15 protein-coding genes and 1 pseudogene are annotated in these 19,074 nt (G+C 42.4%); 3 read left to right on the forward strand and 13 right to left on the reverse strand.

Features of this window, described 5'->3' with window-relative positions; genetic code table 11:
- Nucleotides 1–54 precede the first annotated feature (54 nt).
- The 7 genes from MHI08_RS12865 to zapA form a co-directional block, all read right to left on the reverse strand.
- Complete coding sequence (locus MHI08_RS12865; RefSeq protein ID WP_248350925.1) at nt 55–1,773, reverse strand: AMP-binding protein; 1,719 nt, start codon at nt 1,771–1,773, stop codon at nt 55–57.
- Between the two features lie 99 nt (nt 1,774–1,872).
- Nucleotides 1,873–2,328 carry an immunity 63 family protein gene (locus MHI08_RS12870; protein WP_034621218.1) on the reverse strand — a complete coding sequence of 152 codons (456 nt, stop codon included), beginning with the start codon at nt 2,326–2,328 and terminating at the stop codon, nt 1,873–1,875.
- 162 nt (nt 2,329–2,490) lie between these two features.
- Nucleotides 2,491–2,895: a DUF350 domain-containing protein gene (locus tag MHI08_RS12875; protein ID WP_007501637.1), complete on the reverse strand. Its 405-nt coding sequence runs from the start codon at nt 2,893–2,895 to the stop codon at nt 2,491–2,493.
- Nucleotides 2,896–2,909: 14 nt separating this feature from the next.
- Nucleotides 2,910–5,267: an endonuclease MutS2 gene (locus MHI08_RS12880; protein WP_024423224.1), complete on the reverse strand. Its 2,358-nt coding sequence runs from the start codon at nt 5,265–5,267 to the stop codon at nt 2,910–2,912.
- A gap of 21 nt (nt 5,268–5,288) precedes the next feature.
- Nucleotides 5,289–7,001 carry a DNA polymerase/3'-5' exonuclease PolX gene (gene polX, locus MHI08_RS12885; protein ID WP_342499675.1) on the reverse strand — a complete coding sequence of 571 codons (1,713 nt, stop codon included), beginning with the start codon at nt 6,999–7,001 and terminating at the stop codon, nt 5,289–5,291.
- A 114-nt stretch (nt 7,002–7,115) separates the two neighbouring features.
- Nucleotides 7,116–7,649: a CvpA family protein gene (locus MHI08_RS12890; RefSeq protein WP_024423226.1), complete on the reverse strand. Its 534-nt coding sequence runs from the start codon at nt 7,647–7,649 to the stop codon at nt 7,116–7,118.
- 7 nt (nt 7,650–7,656) lie between these two features.
- Nucleotides 7,657–7,914, reverse strand: a complete 258-nt coding sequence (gene zapA / locus MHI08_RS12895) for a cell division protein ZapA (RefSeq protein ID WP_012010831.1) — start codon at nt 7,912–7,914, stop codon at nt 7,657–7,659.
- A 134-nt stretch (nt 7,915–8,048) separates the two neighbouring features.
- On the opposite strand from zapA, the gene rnhC reads away from it, so the two are divergent.
- On the forward strand, nt 8,049–8,981 hold the full coding sequence (rnhC, locus tag MHI08_RS12900; RefSeq protein ID WP_163114887.1) for a ribonuclease HIII: 933 nt from the start codon (nt 8,049–8,051) through the stop codon (nt 8,979–8,981).
- 46 nt (nt 8,982–9,027) lie between these two features.
- Here the strand turns inward: rnhC and MHI08_RS12905 are convergent.
- The 4 genes and pseudogenes from MHI08_RS12905 to MHI08_RS12920 form a co-directional block, all read right to left on the reverse strand.
- Nucleotides 9,028–10,176: pseudogene (locus MHI08_RS12905) on the reverse strand (IS3 family transposase).
- A gap of 119 nt (nt 10,177–10,295) precedes the next feature.
- A complete protein-coding gene (gene pheT, locus MHI08_RS12910; RefSeq protein WP_342499676.1) occupies nt 10,296–12,710 on the reverse strand; it encodes a phenylalanine--tRNA ligase subunit beta in 2,415 nt (804 codons plus the stop codon).
- A gap of 15 nt (nt 12,711–12,725) precedes the next feature.
- Complete coding sequence (gene pheS, locus MHI08_RS12915; RefSeq protein WP_024426124.1) at nt 12,726–13,760, reverse strand: phenylalanine--tRNA ligase subunit alpha; 1,035 nt, start codon at nt 13,758–13,760, stop codon at nt 12,726–12,728.
- Nucleotides 13,761–14,136: 376 nt separating this feature from the next.
- The gene (locus MHI08_RS12920) at nt 14,137–14,880 is read right to left on the reverse strand and encodes an RNA methyltransferase (RefSeq protein ID WP_342499677.1); all 744 of its coding nucleotides are present in this window, start codon (nt 14,878–14,880) and stop codon (nt 14,137–14,139) included.
- Nucleotides 14,881–14,993: 113 nt separating this feature from the next.
- On the opposite strand from MHI08_RS12920, the gene sspI reads away from it, so the two are divergent.
- Nucleotides 14,994–15,215, forward strand: coding sequence for a small acid-soluble spore protein SspI (sspI, locus tag MHI08_RS12925; RefSeq protein ID WP_024425725.1), 222 nt, complete (start codon nt 14,994–14,996; stop codon nt 15,213–15,215).
- Between the two features lie 43 nt (nt 15,216–15,258).
- On the opposite strand, the gene cstA is transcribed toward sspI, so the two are convergent.
- Nucleotides 15,259–17,055 carry a carbon starvation protein CstA gene (gene cstA / locus MHI08_RS12930; protein WP_024425724.1) on the reverse strand — a complete coding sequence of 599 codons (1,797 nt, stop codon included), beginning with the start codon at nt 17,053–17,055 and terminating at the stop codon, nt 15,259–15,261.
- Nucleotides 17,056–17,399: 344 nt separating this feature from the next.
- Nucleotides 17,400–18,488, reverse strand: a complete 1,089-nt coding sequence (locus tag MHI08_RS12935; protein WP_024425723.1) for a M42 family metallopeptidase — start codon at nt 18,486–18,488, stop codon at nt 17,400–17,402.
- 179 nt (nt 18,489–18,667) lie between these two features.
- On the opposite strand from MHI08_RS12935, the gene MHI08_RS12940 reads away from it, so the two are divergent.
- A complete protein-coding gene (locus MHI08_RS12940; RefSeq protein ID WP_024426127.1) occupies nt 18,668–19,072 on the forward strand; it encodes a hypothetical protein in 405 nt (134 codons plus the stop codon).
- The last annotated feature ends 2 nt before the right edge of the window (nt 19,073–19,074 follow it).

Genomic DNA, 19,074 nt, shown 5'->3' on the forward strand with positions numbered 1-19,074 from the left:
AGCAGACTGTCATCATTCAAATCATCCGGTCGCTCGACCGGATGATGAAGGTCGTTATTTCTTCAATTGATCGACAGGTGTCTCAGATGATGAAGCTTGCTTTCTTTTTTCTTCTTCAATTAATACTCTGCGCAAAATTTTTCCGACAGCCGTTTTAGGCAGTGATTCTTTAAATTCATACACGCGCGGTACTTTAAATGAAGCAATTCTCGTTCTGACAAAGCGATCGAGTTCATCCTCTGTTAAATAAGCATCCTTTTTCGGTACAACAAACGCTTTTACTGTTTCGCCTCTATAAGGATCTGGTATACCTGCGACAACGACTTCTTGTACAAGCTCATGCTCATATAGGGCTTCTTCGACCTCTCTTGGGTAAATATTATAACCGCTCGCAATAATGACATCTTTTTTCCGGTCAACGATATAGAAAAAACCGTCCTCATCCATATACCCAATATCTCCGGTGAAAAACCATCCATCCCTTAATACAGCTGCTGTCTCCTCTGGCTGATTCCAATAGCCTTTCATAATTTGCGGCCCTTTGACGATAATTTCTCCGTGCTCATACGGCTCTTTAAGGCCACCCGTTTCCTCGCAATAAATGCCTGCGTCTGTCCCAGGCCACGGACAGCCAATGCTGCCTGTTTTGTTCGCTCCCCACAAAAAGTTAGAATGGGTCACTGGCGAAGTTTCTGAAAGACCATACCCCTCTACTAAACGCCCTCCTGTTAATTTCTCAAAGCTCTGTTTAACTTCAACAGGAAGAGCCGCCGAGCCGCTTAAACATGCAGTGATGGACGACAGGTCATATTTTTCAATGTTCGGATGATGCAGCAAGGCAATATACATGGTGGGTGCACCTGGAAAGAGCGTCGGTTTCTGTTTTTCAATCGTTTTGAGGGTATCAGCTGCGTCAAATCGCGGAAGGAGAATCATTGAATGCCCTTCTTTGACAGCAAGATTTAATACGGTCGTCATTCCGTATACATGAAAAAACGGAATGATGCCGAGGATTCGTTCTTTGCCTCTTGTCGTTTTATACATCCAAGAAGCGCACATTTCAGTATTCGCTAAAATATTTTCATGCGTCAGCATGACCCCTTTTGGTAAACCGGTCGTTCCGCCTGTATATTGCAAAACAGCGACATCCTCTTTCGGTTCAAAGGCAAGCGCCGGAATCTGTTCTTCTGACGATTCTTTCATAATTTGTGAGAAGTGATGAATGGTCTCACTTTTCTCTACTTGGATGACCATTTTATTTTTTCTTTTTTGGACGATAGGAAACAGAATGTTTTTCGGAAATGGTAAATAATCCTGTAGTTTGGTGATGATCAAGCGCTCCATACTTGTCAGCGCTTTCATTTTATAGGCCTTTGGATACAATAAATCCAGTGTAATCAGCACTTTTGAGCCGCTGTCCTCCATTTGATATGCCAGTTCTTTCTCCGTATAAAGCGGGTTCGTTTGAACAACGATGCCGCCTGCAATTAAAACAGCATAATAAGAAATGACAGATTGAGGACAGTTTGGCAGCATGATCGCTACTCTGTCGCCTTTTTTCACGCCAATTTTCATCAGGTGACCAGCTAGTTTCAATGCTTCTTCCTGGAGCTGTTCATAGGTGATGTTTTTTCCTAGAAAATGAATGGCTGTATGCTCAGGTGCAGCCTCTGCGGAGCTGAATAAGTAAGATTGTAACGTCTCATTTGGGATGGTGAGTTCGTGGGGAATTTGATTCGGGTAATGCAGAAGCCAACGTTTATCTGACTGCATAAAAACCCTCCTTCCTGAACTTTCGTACTATTTTATTATAGCAAACTTTTCCTTAAGGCAGTTTGCTTTTTTCAAATAGAGCTTGGTTCCATGCCATCTTTATTTCTTCGCTGGTGTTTCGATCGATGCTCTTTTTCCTTCATGATGCCACTGTTCATATAATCCACCAATTGCACGAAATGACTCATTTACTCTCTCCACGATTTGTTGATGGATACTCGGATCATTAGGTAAATGCGTCTGGATATTGTCGACTTGATACTGCCTCATCATGTCTATGTAGACTGTAAGAAAGATCGTGTCTTCTAAAATCCAGTAAATGACTTCATCCGCCGCTTTTGTCCTTTTATGCAGCATTTGGATTCCTCGTTCATATTGAATGAGAATATAGCCGCTCGAATCGATTTGAATATAAGGGCTCAAATCATCAAAAAATCCAGTCGTTTGAAATGGACGTGCAATATACGGTTCATATATGTCTCTTGGCAGGGAAGTCATTTGGAGACAAGTATCAATACGCTTTATGAGTTCGTCTTTTTGCAGAATTTTCTTCATGTGTTTCGCCGCCTTCGGGTGAGATAAAAGCTGCCAAGGAATCCCTGACAGCTTTCTCACTTTGTCTTCTTCATTTCACAGGAACATGTAAACGGCACCAATGACCGCAAAAGTGCAGGCAACTACGATTAATACTTTTGCTAGCTTTTCCATGTCGTCTCCTTAAATGCCGGCTGCTACTACGTAAGACAGCCCAACTGAAATAATGAGTGAAATAAACCCGACCGCTCTATTATCATTCTCAATCTCTTTGTCTACTTTAAATCGTGGTGTTAAAAATTCAAAAATGAAATAGCTGACAAGCAGCATCACAAAGCCGTATACGCCCCATCCAACCATTTGCAGAAGGGAATTGTGCTGTGCGATTGAATGCTGAAACACATTCGCAATCCCAAAAATCTTTCCGCCTGTTGCCATGGCAACAGCTAAGTTCCCACGCTGGATCTCTTCCCAGTTTTTATAGGAGGTAACGAGTTCAAAAATGGTTAGAAATAAGACAAGACATAGGACGGCCACGCTGTAATAAGCGGCAATTTCCACAAGTTCATTTTCCCAAAAGGCTTTCATGCGTTTTCTCCTTTTTACTTTAATTCGACGATGGTAACGCCTGATCCTCCCTCGCCTTGTTCCCCAAAACGAGCATTTTTCACACTTCGGTGCTGTTTCAGTAATTCCTGAACCCCTTTTCTAAGGGCGCCAGTTCCTTTTCCGTGAATGATTGACACTCGCGGATAACCAGCTAAGACAGCATCATCTAAATATTTCTCGACTCTGCTTAAGGCATTTTCATAACGCTCGCCCCTTAAGTCAAGCTCAAGCGATACATGATAGTCTTTTCCTTTGACTGCCGTAATGGCTTTTTCCTGCTTAAATTCAGGTGCTGATTTGATAAATTCCATATCTTTTTCTTTTACTTTCATTTTCAGAATGCCCATTTGGACACTCCATTCTTTGTCACCTGTTTGTTCAAGCAGCGTTCCTTTTTGCCCGAAGGTGAGCACTTTCACTTCGTCGCCTGATTTTAGCTGTCTTGCTGCTTTTTTCACCGGCTCTGGCTTTTTCTTCCGGTCAAACTCAGGAACTGCTTCTTCAAGACGCTTTCTCGCATCGATGAGTTCATGCTCTTTGAATGAGCGATGCTCATTTTTTATCGACCGAAGCTCTTGAATGATGTCTTCTGCTTCTTTTGAGGCTTGTTCAATTTTTTCTGCTGCTTTTTGTTCAGCTTCTTCAAGCAGTTTGTCCTTTTGCTCATTCCATTCAAGAATTTGTCTCTGCAATTCTTTATGAAGCTTTTCTGCTTCTTTTCTATAGATTTCTGTCTCATGCAGCTCTTCTTCTGCTTGTTTCTTGCTGTCTTCTAATGAAGCAATCATTTGGTCTACTTCATTATGTTCGGCATGCATATCCGCTTTTGCCCGGTCAATGAGGTGATCTGGCAATCCAAGACGTTTAGAAATTTCAAATGCATTACTTCGTCCGGGCACACCGATGAGCAAGCGGTACGTTGGTGATAAGGTTTCAATGTCAAACTCCACACTCGCATTTGTGACACCTTCTCGGTTATATCCGTAAGCCTTCAGCTCAGGATAGTGAGTCGTTGCGATGACGCGTGCATTTGTTTGATGCACTTCATCTAAGATACTCATGGCCAGCGCGGCACCTTCAGCAGGGTCTGTTCCTGCCCCTAATTCATCAAATAACACGAGTGAGTTAGATGTCAAATTCTTTAAGATATCCACAATATTGACCATATGAGATGAGAACGTACTCAAGCTTTGCTCAATCGACTGTTCATCTCCAATATCAGCAAAGACTTGGTCAAACACCGCCACTTCCGATCCTTCTTCAACTGGAATATGAAGGCCTGACTGCGTCATCAGCGTCAGAAGACCAAGCGTTTTTAAGGTAACTGTCTTACCCCCTGTATTTGGGCCAGTAATGACGATGGTTGAAAAATCTTTGCCGAGCTCGATGTCATTTGCCACAACCTGATCCCTAGGCAATAGAGGATGTCTTGCCCGCTTTAAATAAATCTCCCCTTGATCGTTCACAGCAGGCTTTGTGGCTTTTTCTGCCTTTGCATATTTTGCTTTAGCAAAAATAAAATCTAACGTCTGAAGCTCCTTTACATTGTGAAGCAGTTCCTCAATGTGTTCTGACACACTCTCTGTCAGCATTTGCAGGATCTTTTCGACCTCTTGTTTTTCTTTTAAACGGGTTTGCTGCAAGGTGTTATTTAAATCCACGACCACTTGCGGCTCGATAAAAAGGGTTGCCCCAGATGATGACTGATCGTGAACAATTCCGCCGTAATTCGAGCGGTACTCCTGCTTTACCGGAATCACAAACCGATCATTACGAATAGTGACAATCGTGTCTGACAGCATTTTCGAAGCAGATTGTGAGCGAATCATGGATTCTAATTTATCTCGAACTTTTGATTCAAGTGAACGTAATTGTATGCGCAATGAACGAAGTGCCGGGGTGGCATGGTCGAGAACTTCTCCATTATCACCAATACAGCTTTCGATTTCTTTTCTGACTTCAGGCAGTAAAATCAGTGTCTCAGCATATGTATGAAGTCGTGGTATGTCTACACCATCTTCATACATGGACTTGAGAAAATGCTTCATATTCTTCACAGCATATAATAGTCCTGCAATTTCCATGAGCTCAGACGGGCTTAATGTACTGCCGATTTCTGCCCGTTTGACCCCGCGTCTAATATCCGTCAGCCCGCCAAATGGCGCCGATCCCTTTAAGCGGATAACATCCTGTGCTTCTGCTACCTCTTCCAGCAAATGCTGAATGGTTTCTATATCCGTCAGCGGCGTTAAATCCTGCGCTCTTTCTTTTCCTAATGAGGATGCGGTATAGGACATGACTTTTTCTTTTACTTTATGAAATTCTAATGATGCTAACACTTTTTGTTGCAGCATGGTCCAGCCTCCTAACGACTACCTGTCACGCGTTAAAAACTTTTTGATCTCGTTTAGAGAAAAAGTATTCACGACATTTGCTTTTGGTGTCCAGCCTTTTCTTGCAGCTGTTACACCAACTTCCATATGATCCAGCATGGCGATATTGTGTGCATCTGTATTGATCATGATGTTTACACCTGCTTCGTTTGCTTTCATTAAATGCTCTGTTCTCAAATCAAGTCTTGACGGGTTGCTGTTGAGCTCTAGTGCAGTTCCCGTTTTCTTCGCAAGCTCTATAAGCTGATCTATATTTAAGGCATAGCCGTCCCGTCTGCCGATCAAACGGCCTGTTGGATGTGCAATTAAATCCACATGCTGATTCCGCAGCGCATTTTCAAGGCGCTCCATAATGACTTCCTCCGGCTGAGAAAAGCTCGAATGGATGGACGCAATCACAAAATCCATGTCTGATAAAAAGTCATCATCATAATCTAATGATCCATCCGGGAGAATATCCATTTCGACCCCTTTAAAAATGTGAAAATGCTCAAATTCTTGATTCAGCTTGTCAATTTCTTTTGCTTGCAGACGTAAACGTTCTTTTGTTAAACCGTTTGCTACTTTTAAATATTGCGAGTGGTCTGTAATCGCCATGTATTCATAGCCTTTTGCGATACATGCCTCTGCCATTTCGCGAATAGAAAATGCGCCGTCACTCCAAGTCGAGTGCATATGAAGGTCGCCTTTAATATCTTTTAACTCTACAAATTGCATACTTTCTTTATACGTATCAATCTCCGCTCCGGTTTCACGAATTTCTGGCGGAATGAGCGGAAGTTCAAAATGCGCATAAAAAGCGGCCTCGTCTTCAAACGTTTTGACTTCTCCAGTTTCAATTGTTTCTACACCATATTCACTAATACGCTCTCCGCGTTCCTTCGCCAGCTGGCGCATGCGAATATTGTGATCTTTTGAGCCGGTGAAATGATGCAGTGTTGTGGCAAATTGATCTGTTGTCACAAGCCGGAAGTCTACACTGATCTCAAAATCAAGGGCAAGAATGACAGATACCTTCGTATCACCGCTTGCGATAACGTCTTTGACATCATCGAGTGCAACGAGCTGCTCTCTGACTTGTTCAGGATCGCTGGTTGCAATGATATAATCTAGATCTTTGACAGTTTCCCGTGCACGTCTTAAACTGCCAGCTCTTGAAAAACGAAGAATACCCTTCATCTGTTCAAGCGCATGATCAATCCGCTCTGCCACATCTAATGCAAAGCCAATTGGCAGTCGTTCTGGCTGCTTACCGGCCTCCTCAAGAGCAGCGAGAATCTTTTCTTCTGTTTTTTTACCGAAGCCTGCAAGCGCTTGTACTTTTTCCGCTTCACATGCTTCCTTTAATGACTGTGCATCATAGACTCCAAGCTCTTGGTAAAGCTTAGCAATCTTCTTCCCACCAAGTCCTTGCAATTTTAAGAGCGGGACAAGTCCTTCAGGCACTTCCTTTTTTAATTGTTCAAGTGTTTCTGATTGTCCTTTTTCGATATACTCTGTGATCACAGCAAAGGTTCCTTTTCCAATGCCGGGTAATGCTAATAGATCATCTATTTGAGAAAGGCTGCGGTCGTCTTGTTCCAGTGCCGCTGCTGCTTTACGAAAGGCAGAAATTTTAAAAGGATTATCTCCTTTTAGTTCCATATATACTGCAATTGTTTCAAGAAGTTTGATAATATCTTTTTTATTCATCTCTCATCCTCCAGCCGCTTTGGCATCTTCCTATATAAATATACAAACTTTCCCTTCATCCTACAACTTTCTGTCATGGAATGAGAAAAAACTTCTCCAGGAAAGGAGAAGTTTTTAAACTCCATACGTCGACCATAGGTCTTTGACAAGACCGGACAGGTAAGGGGTGTTGTTTACGATCACATCTGCTAACATTGATTTGCTCATCATTGTTTGCAGCGCATCTACTGGAAGTAATGCAGCGACAAACAATAGAATAAACACAAATAAATAGGTTTCAAGAAATCCTAAAACACCGCCAAGCAGTTTGTTCACCTGTTTAATCACAGGTATACTTGCAATGGTTGTGAGCAATCCGCCAATGATGGCGAGCAGGATTTTGGTCAAGATAAACAGAATGATAAACGCAATGGTATTATAATAAGCTGTTTCTAGATTCCCGCTAAAGAAAGCGAGCTGCGGTTGACCGCCGCTAAAATTAGGTGCAGGAATCCACGTAAGCTGTGGTGCCAGTGACTGATAAAACATGGACGCCACTAAGATAGAAACAACAAAGCTGATCAATTTAATAAATTGAAGAATAAACCCGCGTTTTAGACCGACAAGCGTTCCCATAAGAAGCAAAAACAAAATGATGATATCGATCACGGTAATTTCATTCCTTTTCTTTTAGCTGAATCTCTAATTTTTCGTATTGCTCTTTTAATTTCAAGTAGTCGTGGACGACATTGACTGCTGTCAGTACAGCTAATTTGTTTATATCAAGGTATGGATTTTTTTCATTTATTTCTCTCATTTTATCATCAACAATTGACGCAACATGCCGCATATGCATCTTCGTTTCTTGACCGATGATCGTATAGGACTGTCCGTATATCTCAACTGTTGTTTTCGTTTTACCGCCGTCAGACAACGTTTCTCCTCCATTCCACGAGAATCCTAGTCTCTATCATAACATGTTTAGACATTGAATGGAAAGACGAGCCCTTACCTGTTATGGTACACTTTAGAAATCAATGATATCAAGGTAAAAAGGAGTTATCCACTGTGCCCCAATCCGTTTTAAAAGCAACATCAGAAGACCTCAAAAAAATGAAGAGCGCGTATGCGCACCATTTAACAGACACTTTGCCGCCAGGCGCCCTCTTTCAAGCAAAAGTCCCTGGCTGTACGATTACAGCTTATCGATCTGGGAAAGTGCTCTTTCAAGGACAAAAGGCAGAAGCTGAAGCCAGTCAATTCAGCCATTTACAAGCAGCTGATACGAAAAGTCAAAAATCACCTGCTGTCACAAAATACAGTCCGCCGCCTGGCATTGCTTCCATGTCGGTCGTCGGTTCAGACGAAGTAGGTACAGGTGATTATTTCGGACCGATCACAGTCTGTGCGGCCTATGTTGATGCCAGCCAGCTTGCTTTAATGAAAGAGCTTGGCGTAAAAGACTCAAAAGGATTAAAGGATCCGCAAATTATCAACATTGCCAAGGATCTCATCAAAACCATTCCGTTCAGTCTTCTCGTTCTCCGAAATGAAAAATACAATACGATGCAGGAAAAAGGCATGAGTCAAGGAAAAATGAAAGCACTGCTTCATAACCAAGTCATCACCTCTGTGCTAGAAAAACTCGATGGAAAGCAGCCAGAGGCCATTTTGATTGACCAATTTGCAGAACCAGGCATTTATTTCAAGCATCTTGCCGGGAAAAAAATTATTCGGGAGCGGACGTATTTTAGTACAAAAGCAGAAGGCATCCATTTGTCAGTCGCTGCAGCTTCCATTATCGCAAGGTACGCCTTTTTAATTGAAATGGACAAATTATCACAGGCTGCAGGCTTTGACATCCCAAAAGGGGCCGGTCCTCATGTAGATAAGGCCGCCGCCAAGCTCATCAAAATGCATGGTGAAGATGCTTTACGTCAATTTACAAAGCTGCATTTTGCCAACACACAAAAAGCAAAAAAATGCTATAAAAAAAGCTAGGGCCCAGGGACTGACCCCCGTTTTTGAGACAGGGATCAAAACACCTTTATACAGCCAATTGCCGATAGTTGATCGGTGATTGGTTGTTTAGTTTTGTTTGAATACGAATGTTGTTATAATAATAAATGTATTCTTTGACAGTGCGTTCTACGATGGTGGTCGTAGTTCGATCAATGCTGTTAAGATAGAACGTTTCAGACTTTAGCGAGGAATGAAACGATTCGATGGAGGCATTATCAGCGGGCGTCCCTTTACGGGACATGCTCATGGTAATGCCTTTTATATGAACAGCTTTCTGATACTCGTAAGATGTATACACAGAACCTTGGTCGCTATGTAACACACAGTTTTCAGGCAGTGCTGGGAGCTGATCAAGTGTGTTTAAAATAAAGTCTGTGTCCTGCTTATCACCAATCGTAAACGCAATCACTTCTCCATTATATAAATCCAATATACTGGAAAGGTACAATTGTTTCTGTCCATAAGGCAAATACGTGATGTCCGTTACTAGTTTTTCAAGAGGGCGATCAGACTGAAAGTTCCGATCCAGTATATTACCAGCCACAGCATAGGGCTGCCCATTTTTCTTACGCTTTTTCATTTTAACCCGGCACTGCCACTGGTTTTTCTGCATGATACGTTGAACAGTTTTATGGTTAATAAGCATTCTCACTTTTAGTAAGGCTGTGATTTTTCGGTATCCATATCGATACTTGTGCTCTCGGCACAACGTGCCGATTTGTTCCTCTAGTTGTTTTTTAGAATGATTCTGAGTCAGATCTTTTTTCCATCTATAGTACGAAGCGAGAGATGCCTAAATGGACACAAATGTTCTGTACTGTCATCATTTTGCACAATTCTTCTACTAGTTTGATTGACGTTTCCTTATCAACTTCCTTTCCAATTCGTTGTACTTTTTTAAAACTTCATTCTGTTGACTCAGATAGCGATTTTCTGCCTGCAGTCTCTCTAAATCGGAAGAATACTCGGGACCCTTTCTATGGGTATATTGTTTTCCAACAGGCTGTTCGAACCGGTGTGTATCCCCAGCCTTATGCCACCTCACCCATGTCTGAACCTGCGTTTTATTTTTGATATTCAATTCCCGCAAAATCTCTTTCATTGATACGCCTGCCAATCTCATTTCTACAGCCTTCTGTTTGACTTCAACCGGATAACTCACTCTTGTCCCCATAGAAAAAACACCTCCATGTTTTATTTCGGATCACAACGATCCGTTTTCAAACTTGAAGGTGTTTTTTATTTGTCTCATCTTATGGGGTCAGTCCCCCATGAGGCCTTAGCTTTTTTTCTTTAACCGCGTAAGACGGCTTGATACGTATCTTCTAGTGCTTTCAATACTTTTGTATGAACAGCTGTGACTTCTTCCTCGGTCAATGTTTGTTCAGGGTTTAAATATTGAAGTGAGAATGCAACAGATTTTTTGCCTTCTTCCATATGTTCCCCTTCGTATACATCAAATACAGATAGGTTTGTGAGTAATTGACCGCCTGCTTCATAGATCACACGCTCCAGCTGTCCGCTTGAGATATGCTGATCGACAACAAGTGCAATATCTCTTGTCACAGCAGGGAATCTCGGAATCGCTGTATATTTCATATCCTTCGTTTCAGATGTCATCACATCTGTTAAATCAAACTCGAACACATACGTTTCTTTTAAATCCAATTCTTTTTCAACGACTGGATGCAGTGCGGCAACAAAGCCAATGACTTGACCATTTAAGTGAACATCTGCTGTTCGCCCTGGGTGAAGACCCTCACGTTCTGCTTGAACATATGTGATTTGGTCTGACACACCAAGCTTTTCAAACAATCCTTCAGCAATTCCTTTCGCTACATAAAAGTCGACAGCTTTTTTCTCGCCCTGCCAAAGATTCTTATGCCATAAGCCTGTCAGCGCACCAGCGACATGTTCTTTTTCCACTGGTTTTGCCCCTTCAGCTTCTGCTAAGAAAACAGAGCCCGTTTCATAAAATCCGAATGAATCAGCTTGTCTTGCCAAGTTATATGCTACAGAATCAAGTAAGTTTGGCAGAAGACTTTGTCTTAGCACACTGCGTTCCTCACTCATTGGCAGAGAAAGTCTCGTTTCATAAGCTGGATGCAGGGCAAAAGCTGTGGACTTATGCTGATTCGTCAATGAATACGTAATCGCTTGAGAAAGTCCTGCGCCCTCTAAGAAACGTCTTACCTTTCTGCGCTTTACTTGGTATGGCGTGAGACCGCCAACGGTGCCGGCTGTCGCAGGCAGTGTAGATGGAATATTATCGTAGCCGTATAATCTTGCGACTTCTTCAATGAGGTCTTCTTCAATCGTAATATCCATTCTGCGGGAAGGAACTGTTACGACAAGAACATCATTTGATTCGCCCACTGTAAAGCCTAATTTGTTGAAAATCTGAATCATATCTTCTTTTGAAATGCTCATTCCAAGCACCTTGTTCACACGCTCAGTTGAGACGTGAATGACATTCATACTTGCTTCAAGGTGATTTTCCTCAACTGTACCACTTAGCACTTCACCGCCTGCATACATACTGATCAATTGAGCTGCTCTTTCTGCTGCCGGCTTCGTACGCTGCGGATCGAGCCCTTTTTCAAATCGTGTGCTTGATTCACTGCGAAGCCCTAAGTCTCTAGATGCTTGACGGACTGTTTGACCGTTGAAATATGCCGCTTCTAAAAGAATCGTCGTTGTCTCATCACGCACCTCTGATTCAAAGCCGCCCATGACGCCAGCTACCGCGTGCGCTTTCGTTCCATTCGTGATGACAAGATGCTTTGATGATAATGTACGCTCTTGCTCATCGAGTGTTTGAATGATTTCGCTGTCAGACGCTTTACGTACAACCACCTGCTTTGAACCAAAGCGGTCATAATCAAAGGCATGAAGCGGCTGGCCGTATTCAAGCAGTACAAAGTTTGTAATATCCACGACGTTGTTAATTGGACGGATGCCTGCATTCATCAATCTTGTTTGCATCCAAAGCGGTGCTGGTCCAATCTTTACATGTTTAATGATCTTCGCTGCATAAAGTGGATTCGCTTCTTGATCCTCAATTTTAACAGAAATATAGTCTGCTGCTTTTTCGGAAGAAGTGTCATGTGCTGTATCAGGAATCTTGATGTCTCTCCCTAAAATGGCGGCAACCTCATAAGCGACACCCAGCATATTCAGGGCATCGGCACGGTTTGGTGTTAAGCCAAGCTCAAGCACCGCATCATCTAATTGAAGTGCTTGGAGGGCATCATCCCCTGGTTTCACGTCATTCGGGAAAACAAAAATCCCTTCTGCATATTCCTTTGGTACGAGCTTGCTCTCTACGCCTAATTCTTGCAGAGAACAAATCATGCCATGAGACTCTTCACCGCGCAGTTTTGCTTTTTTAATTTTAAAGTTGCCAGGAAGGACTGCGCCAACAGTTGCAACGGCCACATACTGTCCTTTCTCCACATTCGGCGCCCCGCAAATAATTTGCACCGGTGCGTCTTCGCCGATATCAACAAGACATTTGTTTAATTTATCCGCATTCGGATGCTGTTCACGCTCAATAACGTGTCCAACGACAACTCCTTTGATGCCTTCGCCTTTATATTCAACGGCTTCCACTTCAATTCCGCTTCTTGTGATTTTTTCTGCTAATTCAGCCGGCTTGATGCCTTCTAAATCGACATAGTCTTCTAACCATTTATATGAAACAAACATGTTGATTTCCTCCTCTTAGTCCTGCTTGAATTGCTTTGTGAATCTAATGTCATTTGTGTAGAAATGGCGAATATCATCAATGCCGTATTTCAGCATTGCAATCCGTTCCACACCCATTCCAAAAGCAAAGCCTTGATAAGTTTCTGGATCAAATCCGCTCATTTTCAGGACATTCGGATGAACCATTCCTGCACCTAAAATCTCAATCCAGCCTGTTCCTTTACATACAGAGCAGCCCTTCCCGCCGCATTTAAAGCAAGACACATCGACTTCGACAGATGGTTCTGTGAATGGGAAAAAGCTTGGACGCAGTCTAATTTCACGATCTTCCCCAAACATTTTTCTTGCGACTGTCTCCAGCGTTCCTTTTAGATCACTCATGCTAATATTGTGATCGACGACAAGCCCTTCAATTTGCATAAATTGATGTGAATGAGTCGCGTCATCACTGTCACGTCTATATACTTTCCCAGGACAGATGATCTTCACAGGACCTTGTCCTTTATATTTCTCAAGTGTACGTGCTTGTACTGGTGATGTTTGTGTTCTCATCAGTGTATCTTCGGTAATATAGAAACTGTCCTGCATATCACGTGCCGGATGCTCCTTTGGGAGATTCAGTGCTTCAAAGTTATAATAATCCGTTTCCACTTCAGGACCTTCCTCAACGGTATAGCCCATTCCGATAAATAAATCTTCAATATCTTCGACAACTATCGTTAATGGATGTCTTGCTCCCATTTTGATTGGACTTGCCGGCAAAGTAACATCGATCGTTTGAGAGGCAAGTTTTTTCTTCACTTCTTCTGCTTCCAGCTGTTCATTTTTTTCAGCAATGGCATTAGCAATCTGCTCTCTTACTTCGTTTGCGAGTGCCCCCATTTTCGGTCTTTCTTCTGCGGAAAGCTTGCCCATTCCGCGAAGTACTTCTGTAATCGGCCCTTTTTTCCCTAAGTATTGAACACGAATGTCATTAACCTCTTTGAGCGAGCTGGCTGCTTCAACCTTTGCTATCGCCTCTGTTTCAAGCTGTTTTAACGTTTCTTGCATGAGTGTGATCCTCCTTTTGATATACAAAACCGCTCGGATAAACGGCTGTTTGATCGTTTGAAGACAATAAAAAAACTCGTTCCTCCATAAAAGAAGGGACGAGTTGTGGTCGCGGTACCACCCTTGTTAAGCACAAATGCATGTGCGAATAAGCTTCATTGACATAACGGAATCAAACGAATCCGGTTCACCTTTACGCAAAACCTGCGGTCCCGGTGACAACTCCAGAGGTGAATTCTTGTTTCAGCATTCCTTAAATGCACTTTCAGTCTACGATGCATTCTCCCTAAAAGGCCGCTTCTTGAAACAATCTTCCTCTATCATGGTTTTTAAAATATTAGTTTTATTATAGTGAAAATAAACGCATGTTGCAACATTATCCACGCAAATGATAAACAAGAACAGCGGCTGCAACAGCTACATTTAATGATTCTGCCTGCCCATACATTGGTACATATAAATTTTGATCTGTCATTTGCAGAATCTCTGGATCAATACCAGCTCCTTCATTTCCAACAATTAATGCAAACGGACCTTCTGCTGTTACGCTTTTATACTCTTTCGCATCTTTTAAGGCACTTCCGTATACAGGTATGCCTCGTTCTTTCAGCTCCGTGATCGCCTGTTGAAGGGGTTGCTTTAAGATAGGCAGGTGGAAATGAGACCCTTGTGCCGAACGGAGCGTTTTTCCGTTAAACGCATCAACTGTTCCTTCTCCTAAGATCACGGCATCAAGACCAGCGGCATCTGCTGTTCGAATGAGTGTGCCTAAATTCCCCGGATCCTGCACTGCGTCTAATAAAAGAAGCCGTTCAACCTTCTTTTCTTCAAAAACAGGAACTGTACAGACTGCCGCAATGTGCTGAGGCGTTTCTGTTTCTGTCATGGCAGAAAAGGCCTCTTCGCTCAGTTCATAAAGCTCAATGTCAGGCTGGATATGAGAAGGAAGCATATCGGGCGAGGTGACCATTAATTCCTTCACGATCCCGCTCTTTAATGCTTCTTCGACTAAGTGTATTCCCTCAACGAGAAACAGCCCCGTTTTCGTTCGTTCTTTTTTCGTATGGAGCTTCTTCCACTGTTTAATGTTTGTGTTTTTAGCTGATTCTATATATTTCAAGCGACGTTAACTCCTTTAATTATCATGAATTTATTATATCTCATGCACACTACATAATAAACCTGTCTTTGAGACAGAATAGGGCTATTACCATCAAAAAAGGAGTGTGGGCAATGGATTTTAATTTAAGAGGCGCAGTCATTCAAAACATTACTGGCCATAATCAAGAACAGCTTGAACATACGATTTTAGATGCTATTCAAAGCGGCGAGGAAAAAATGCTGCCAGGCCTTGGCGTGTTGTTCGAAGTGCTATGGCAAGAAGCATCAGAAAACGAGAAAAATGAGATCCTTGAAACATTAGAACAAGGCTTAAAGCCTCAGCAGCAGCAATAAAAAGAAGCCGGTTTGCTTATAAAAGCAAGCCGGCCTTTTTCATTTAACCAGTGATAGGCGTTTCCATTCGAAGTGCTGGATCACGCCAGATTTCGACCCATTTTTTAATCGCAAACACAATAATCACAAAACCTAAGATCAGCATGATGATCGACAGCACCGCATTCAGCACGCTGTAACCGGATGCTTCAGGATTAAGATATACATTTGCTACCATCCAATAGCCTGCATAATTCACCGTCACATATAAGTAAGCAAGCGGAATTAAACAAGTCAGCATATATCGCCTTTTATCTGCAATTTTTAATACAACGGTTGCCCCGATGATTAACCCAACCGAGGCCATTAACTGATTTGAAACCCCAAACAGCGCCCAAATAGACCCGATGTCCCCTGAGTAAAGTAAGTATCCCCACATAAAACAAGCAAGCGCACTTGCAAACACCGAACCAGGTACCCAGTCAGTTCGTTTAAGCGGCTTATATGCTTCACCTAAGAAGTCTTGAATCAAATAGCGTGCCACACGTGTCCCCGCATCAATAGCAGTTAAAATAAAGACAGCCTCAAACATAATGACGAACTGGAAGAAGTAAGAAGCCAAATGACTAAAGAACGGAATCCCCGTAAAGATATACGCCATCCCTACCGCTAATGTTACGGCACCACCCGTTCTTCCTTCTAAGTCGAGGCCGATTTCCTTACTCAGCTGCGGAAGGTTTTCGACACTCATACCGAGTGTACGGAACACTTCTGGCGTACTGTTTATCGCAAAATAATCCCCTGGATGCAGGGCAGTAGCCGCAATTAAAGCCATAATCCCAACTAAGCATTCCACAAGCATTGCGCCAAACGCAACAGGCTTCATATCACTCCATCGGTCCAGCATCTTAGGTGTTGTCCCTGAACCAACAAATGCGTGGAAACCAGAAATAGCACCGCAAGCAATGGTAATCGAAATAAATGGCCAGACAGGACCAGCTAATACAGGTCCTCCTCCATTCACAAACTCTGTAAACGCCGGGAATTGAATAGACGGATTCACGACAAAGATTCCGGCAATCAGCGCAATGAATACACCAATTTTCATAAAACTACTTAAATAGTCCCTCGGTGCAAGCAGCAGCCAAACTGGCAGAGCCGCAGCAAAAAAGGCATAGATCGGCAGGGCAAGAGCAAGCGTTTTTGTATCAAGTGTTAAAAAATCACCTAGTGCCGTTCCTTGAATATTTGGTCCAAGGAATACACCAAACATCAGCAAAATAAATCCCGCAGATGTCGCCAGCTTTAAATTGCCTGTTTTTTTATAATACAGACCAACCCCCATTGCAATCGGAATCGTGATTCCAACTGCAAATGTCCCCCAAGGGTTACGTTCTAAAGCATGAAGCACAACCATAGACAAACCTGCCATTGTGATGGTAATAATAAACAGCATCGCAAGCCCTGTACAAAACCCGGCAACAGGTCCCAGCTCTTCCTTCGCTACCTCTGATAATGATTTCCCCTTTTTTCGCATCGACGCAAATAAGACGACTAGATCATGTACAGCTCCGCCTATGACTGCACCAATTAAAAGCCAAAGGAGACCAGGTAAATATCCAAATTGAGCGGCTAAAATCGGACCCACTAACGGGCCAGCAGCTGCAATCGCAGCAAAGTGATGCCCAAATGTGACCCATTTATTTGTCGGCACATAATCTTTCCCGTCCTCTAGCGTGTGAGCCGGTGTAGGATGATCATCTGTGACCTTTAATACCTTGACCATCATAAATGTGCCATAAAGACGATAGGCAATCGCTAAAATACACATAGATCCTATTACAATTGTAACCGCATTCATTTAACCATCCCCTTTGTATAAACAATTTGTTACAAATATAACATAAATTGATTGATTTTTCTTTCTTTTAAAACCAAGTTGACAAATAAGAATAATGTGTTTATTCTTAAGGTAGCTTCACCTACTTCCATAAACTCTCTTTTGACAGGGCATTCTAGCTCTGTCCTTTTTATTGCTTTCATCTTACAAAAATAAACGCTCGATCACATGTGCCTTATTCACTAGGAAACACTCTCTTCTTTTACCAAAAACAGTTCTTTTGGCTCAACTTGGACACACCGTTCATTTCCTGGGAAATTCAATAAAAAAAGCCTTTCCCCTGTACTGAGGAAAGGCATTCTTACTTAAGAACCGTACGTAATCTGTTCAACGGTTTTTTGATCAAGTCTTTTGATCACTTCTGTTAAAAGCTTCACTGCATTTTCATAATCATCTCGGTGAATCATTGCGGCATGGGTATGAATATATCTGCTCGGAATCCCGATAGATAGTGATGGAACTCCATGACCTGTTAAATGAATACCGCCTGCATCTGTCCCACCGCCAGGCATTGAGTCATATTGATAAGGAATGTTCAGCTCATCAGCTGTTTGGACAACAAAATCACGAAGTCCTTTATGAGAGACCATTGAAGCATCAAATACAACAATCGTTGGGCCTTTGCCAAGTTTGCTAGTTGCTTCTTTCTCAGTGATGCCTGGTGTATCTCCTGCTACACCTACATCAATGGCAAATCCAATATCGGGCTGAATTGTAGCCGCTGCTGTTTTGGCTCCGCGCAGGCCTACTTCCTCTTGGACAGTTGCGACGCTGTAAGCAATATTCTCATGCTGAGCATTGTGTAAGTTTTTCATGACATCAATGGCCACTGCACAGCCAATGCGGTTGTCCCATGCTTTTGCAAGGAGCATTTTTTCATCATTCATGACTGTAAACTCAAAGTAAGGAACGATTTGATCTCCAGGCAGCACGCCCCACTCCATTGCCTGTTCTTTGCTTGACGCCCCAATATCAATAAACATATCCGTAATCTCAATTGACTTTTTACGAGCTTCAGGTGACAAGACGTGTGGTGGCTTTGAACCAATTACCCCTGTGATCTCTCCCTTTTTCGTCACAATGGTGACACGCTGGGCGAGCATGACTTGTGACCACCAGCCGCCGACTGTTTGAAAACGAATGTAGCCTTTGTCATCAATTTTTGTCACCATGAATCCTACTTCATCTAAGTGACCAGCGAGCATAATTTTAGGTCCGTTTGCGTTTCCTTCCTTTTTAGCGATCAAGCTGCCAAGGCGGTCTGTAGAGACTTCATCTGCATATGATTCTATGTATGTCTGCATGACTTTTTTGACATCACGTTCATTTCCTGGAATCCCTTTTGCATCCGTTAGGTCTTTCAGCATAGTTAATGTTTGATCGAGCTTTGTCATTCCATTTATCCTCCTTTATCTTCATGGTGCATTCTTATTATACAAAACCTCTTTCGTTCAATACGATATTTTTATGAATATTTTTTCGTTTTACGAAATATTTTTTTAAAAAAAGTTGAAACCTTTTGGCGTTTTCATTCGTAGTACATCAGATAACGGTATTGGAGGTGCATCCTGTCATGTTTGTAATCCTCATGAGACTAGCTCTTGTTGCACTGCTTGTCTACATCTTCTACATGGCGGTAAAATTCTTCTCAAATCCGAGAAGAAAGCTGAAACAAGCACAATTAAAAGAAGGCTTTTATTTTATGGACGAACAGCAAAATGCGCGCAAAAATTTTAATTTCGTCTATAAAGGTGTCTTGTTTGAAGGGGAGAAGCATGTTCCTTCTAAGGATCATCCTCTGTTTGTCCACTCCATTTACGTTTGGACGGAGTCACCTGAGAAGCTGAGTGAATTTACATTAGAAGACTTTGAAAAACTGGAGGAAAACATTATCGAGCGTTATCCTCAAACAAAAATTGATTGGGATCAGCCTATTAAAAAAATCAAACAAAAAAAAGGAGCAGACACGCCGTCCTAATG

The sequence above is a fragment of the Bacillus sp. FSL M7-0791 genome (assembly GCF_038627085.1).
GTDB classification, from domain to species: Bacteria; Bacillota; Bacilli; order Bacillales; family Bacillaceae; genus Bacillus; species Bacillus safensis.

Excerpts from the sequence above, each read along its gene's own strand:
- MHI08_RS12865 (WP_248350925.1), bottom strand. The coding sequence starts at position 1,773 with ATGCAGTCAGATAAACGTTGGCTTCTGCATTACCCGAATCAAATTCCC.
- MHI08_RS12870 (WP_034621218.1), bottom strand. The coding sequence starts at position 2,328 with ATGAAGAAAATTCTGCAAAAAGACGAACTCATAAAGCGTATTGATACT.
- MHI08_RS12875 (WP_007501637.1), bottom strand. The coding sequence starts at position 2,895 with ATGAAAGCCTTTTGGGAAAATGAACTTGTGGAAATTGCCGCTTATTAC.
- polX (WP_342499675.1), bottom strand. The coding sequence starts at position 7,001 with ATGAATAAAAAAGATATTATCAAACTTCTTGAAACAATTGCAGTATAT.
- pheT (WP_342499676.1), bottom strand. The coding sequence starts at position 12,710 with ATGTTTGTTTCATATAAATGGTTAGAAGACTATGTCGATTTAGAAGGC.
- pheS (WP_024426124.1), bottom strand. The coding sequence starts at position 13,760 with ATGCAAGAAACGTTAAAACAGCTTGAAACAGAGGCGATAGCAAAGGTT.
- sspI (WP_024425725.1), top strand. The coding sequence starts at position 14,994 with ATGGATTTTAATTTAAGAGGCGCAGTCATTCAAAACATTACTGGCCAT.
- cstA (WP_024425724.1), bottom strand. The coding sequence starts at position 17,055 with ATGAATGCGGTTACAATTGTAATAGGATCTATGTGTATTTTAGCGATT.
- MHI08_RS12935 (WP_024425723.1), bottom strand. The coding sequence starts at position 18,488 with ATGACAAAGCTCGATCAAACATTAACTATGCTGAAAGACCTAACGGAT.
- MHI08_RS12940 (WP_024426127.1), top strand. The coding sequence starts at position 18,668 with ATGTTTGTAATCCTCATGAGACTAGCTCTTGTTGCACTGCTTGTCTAC.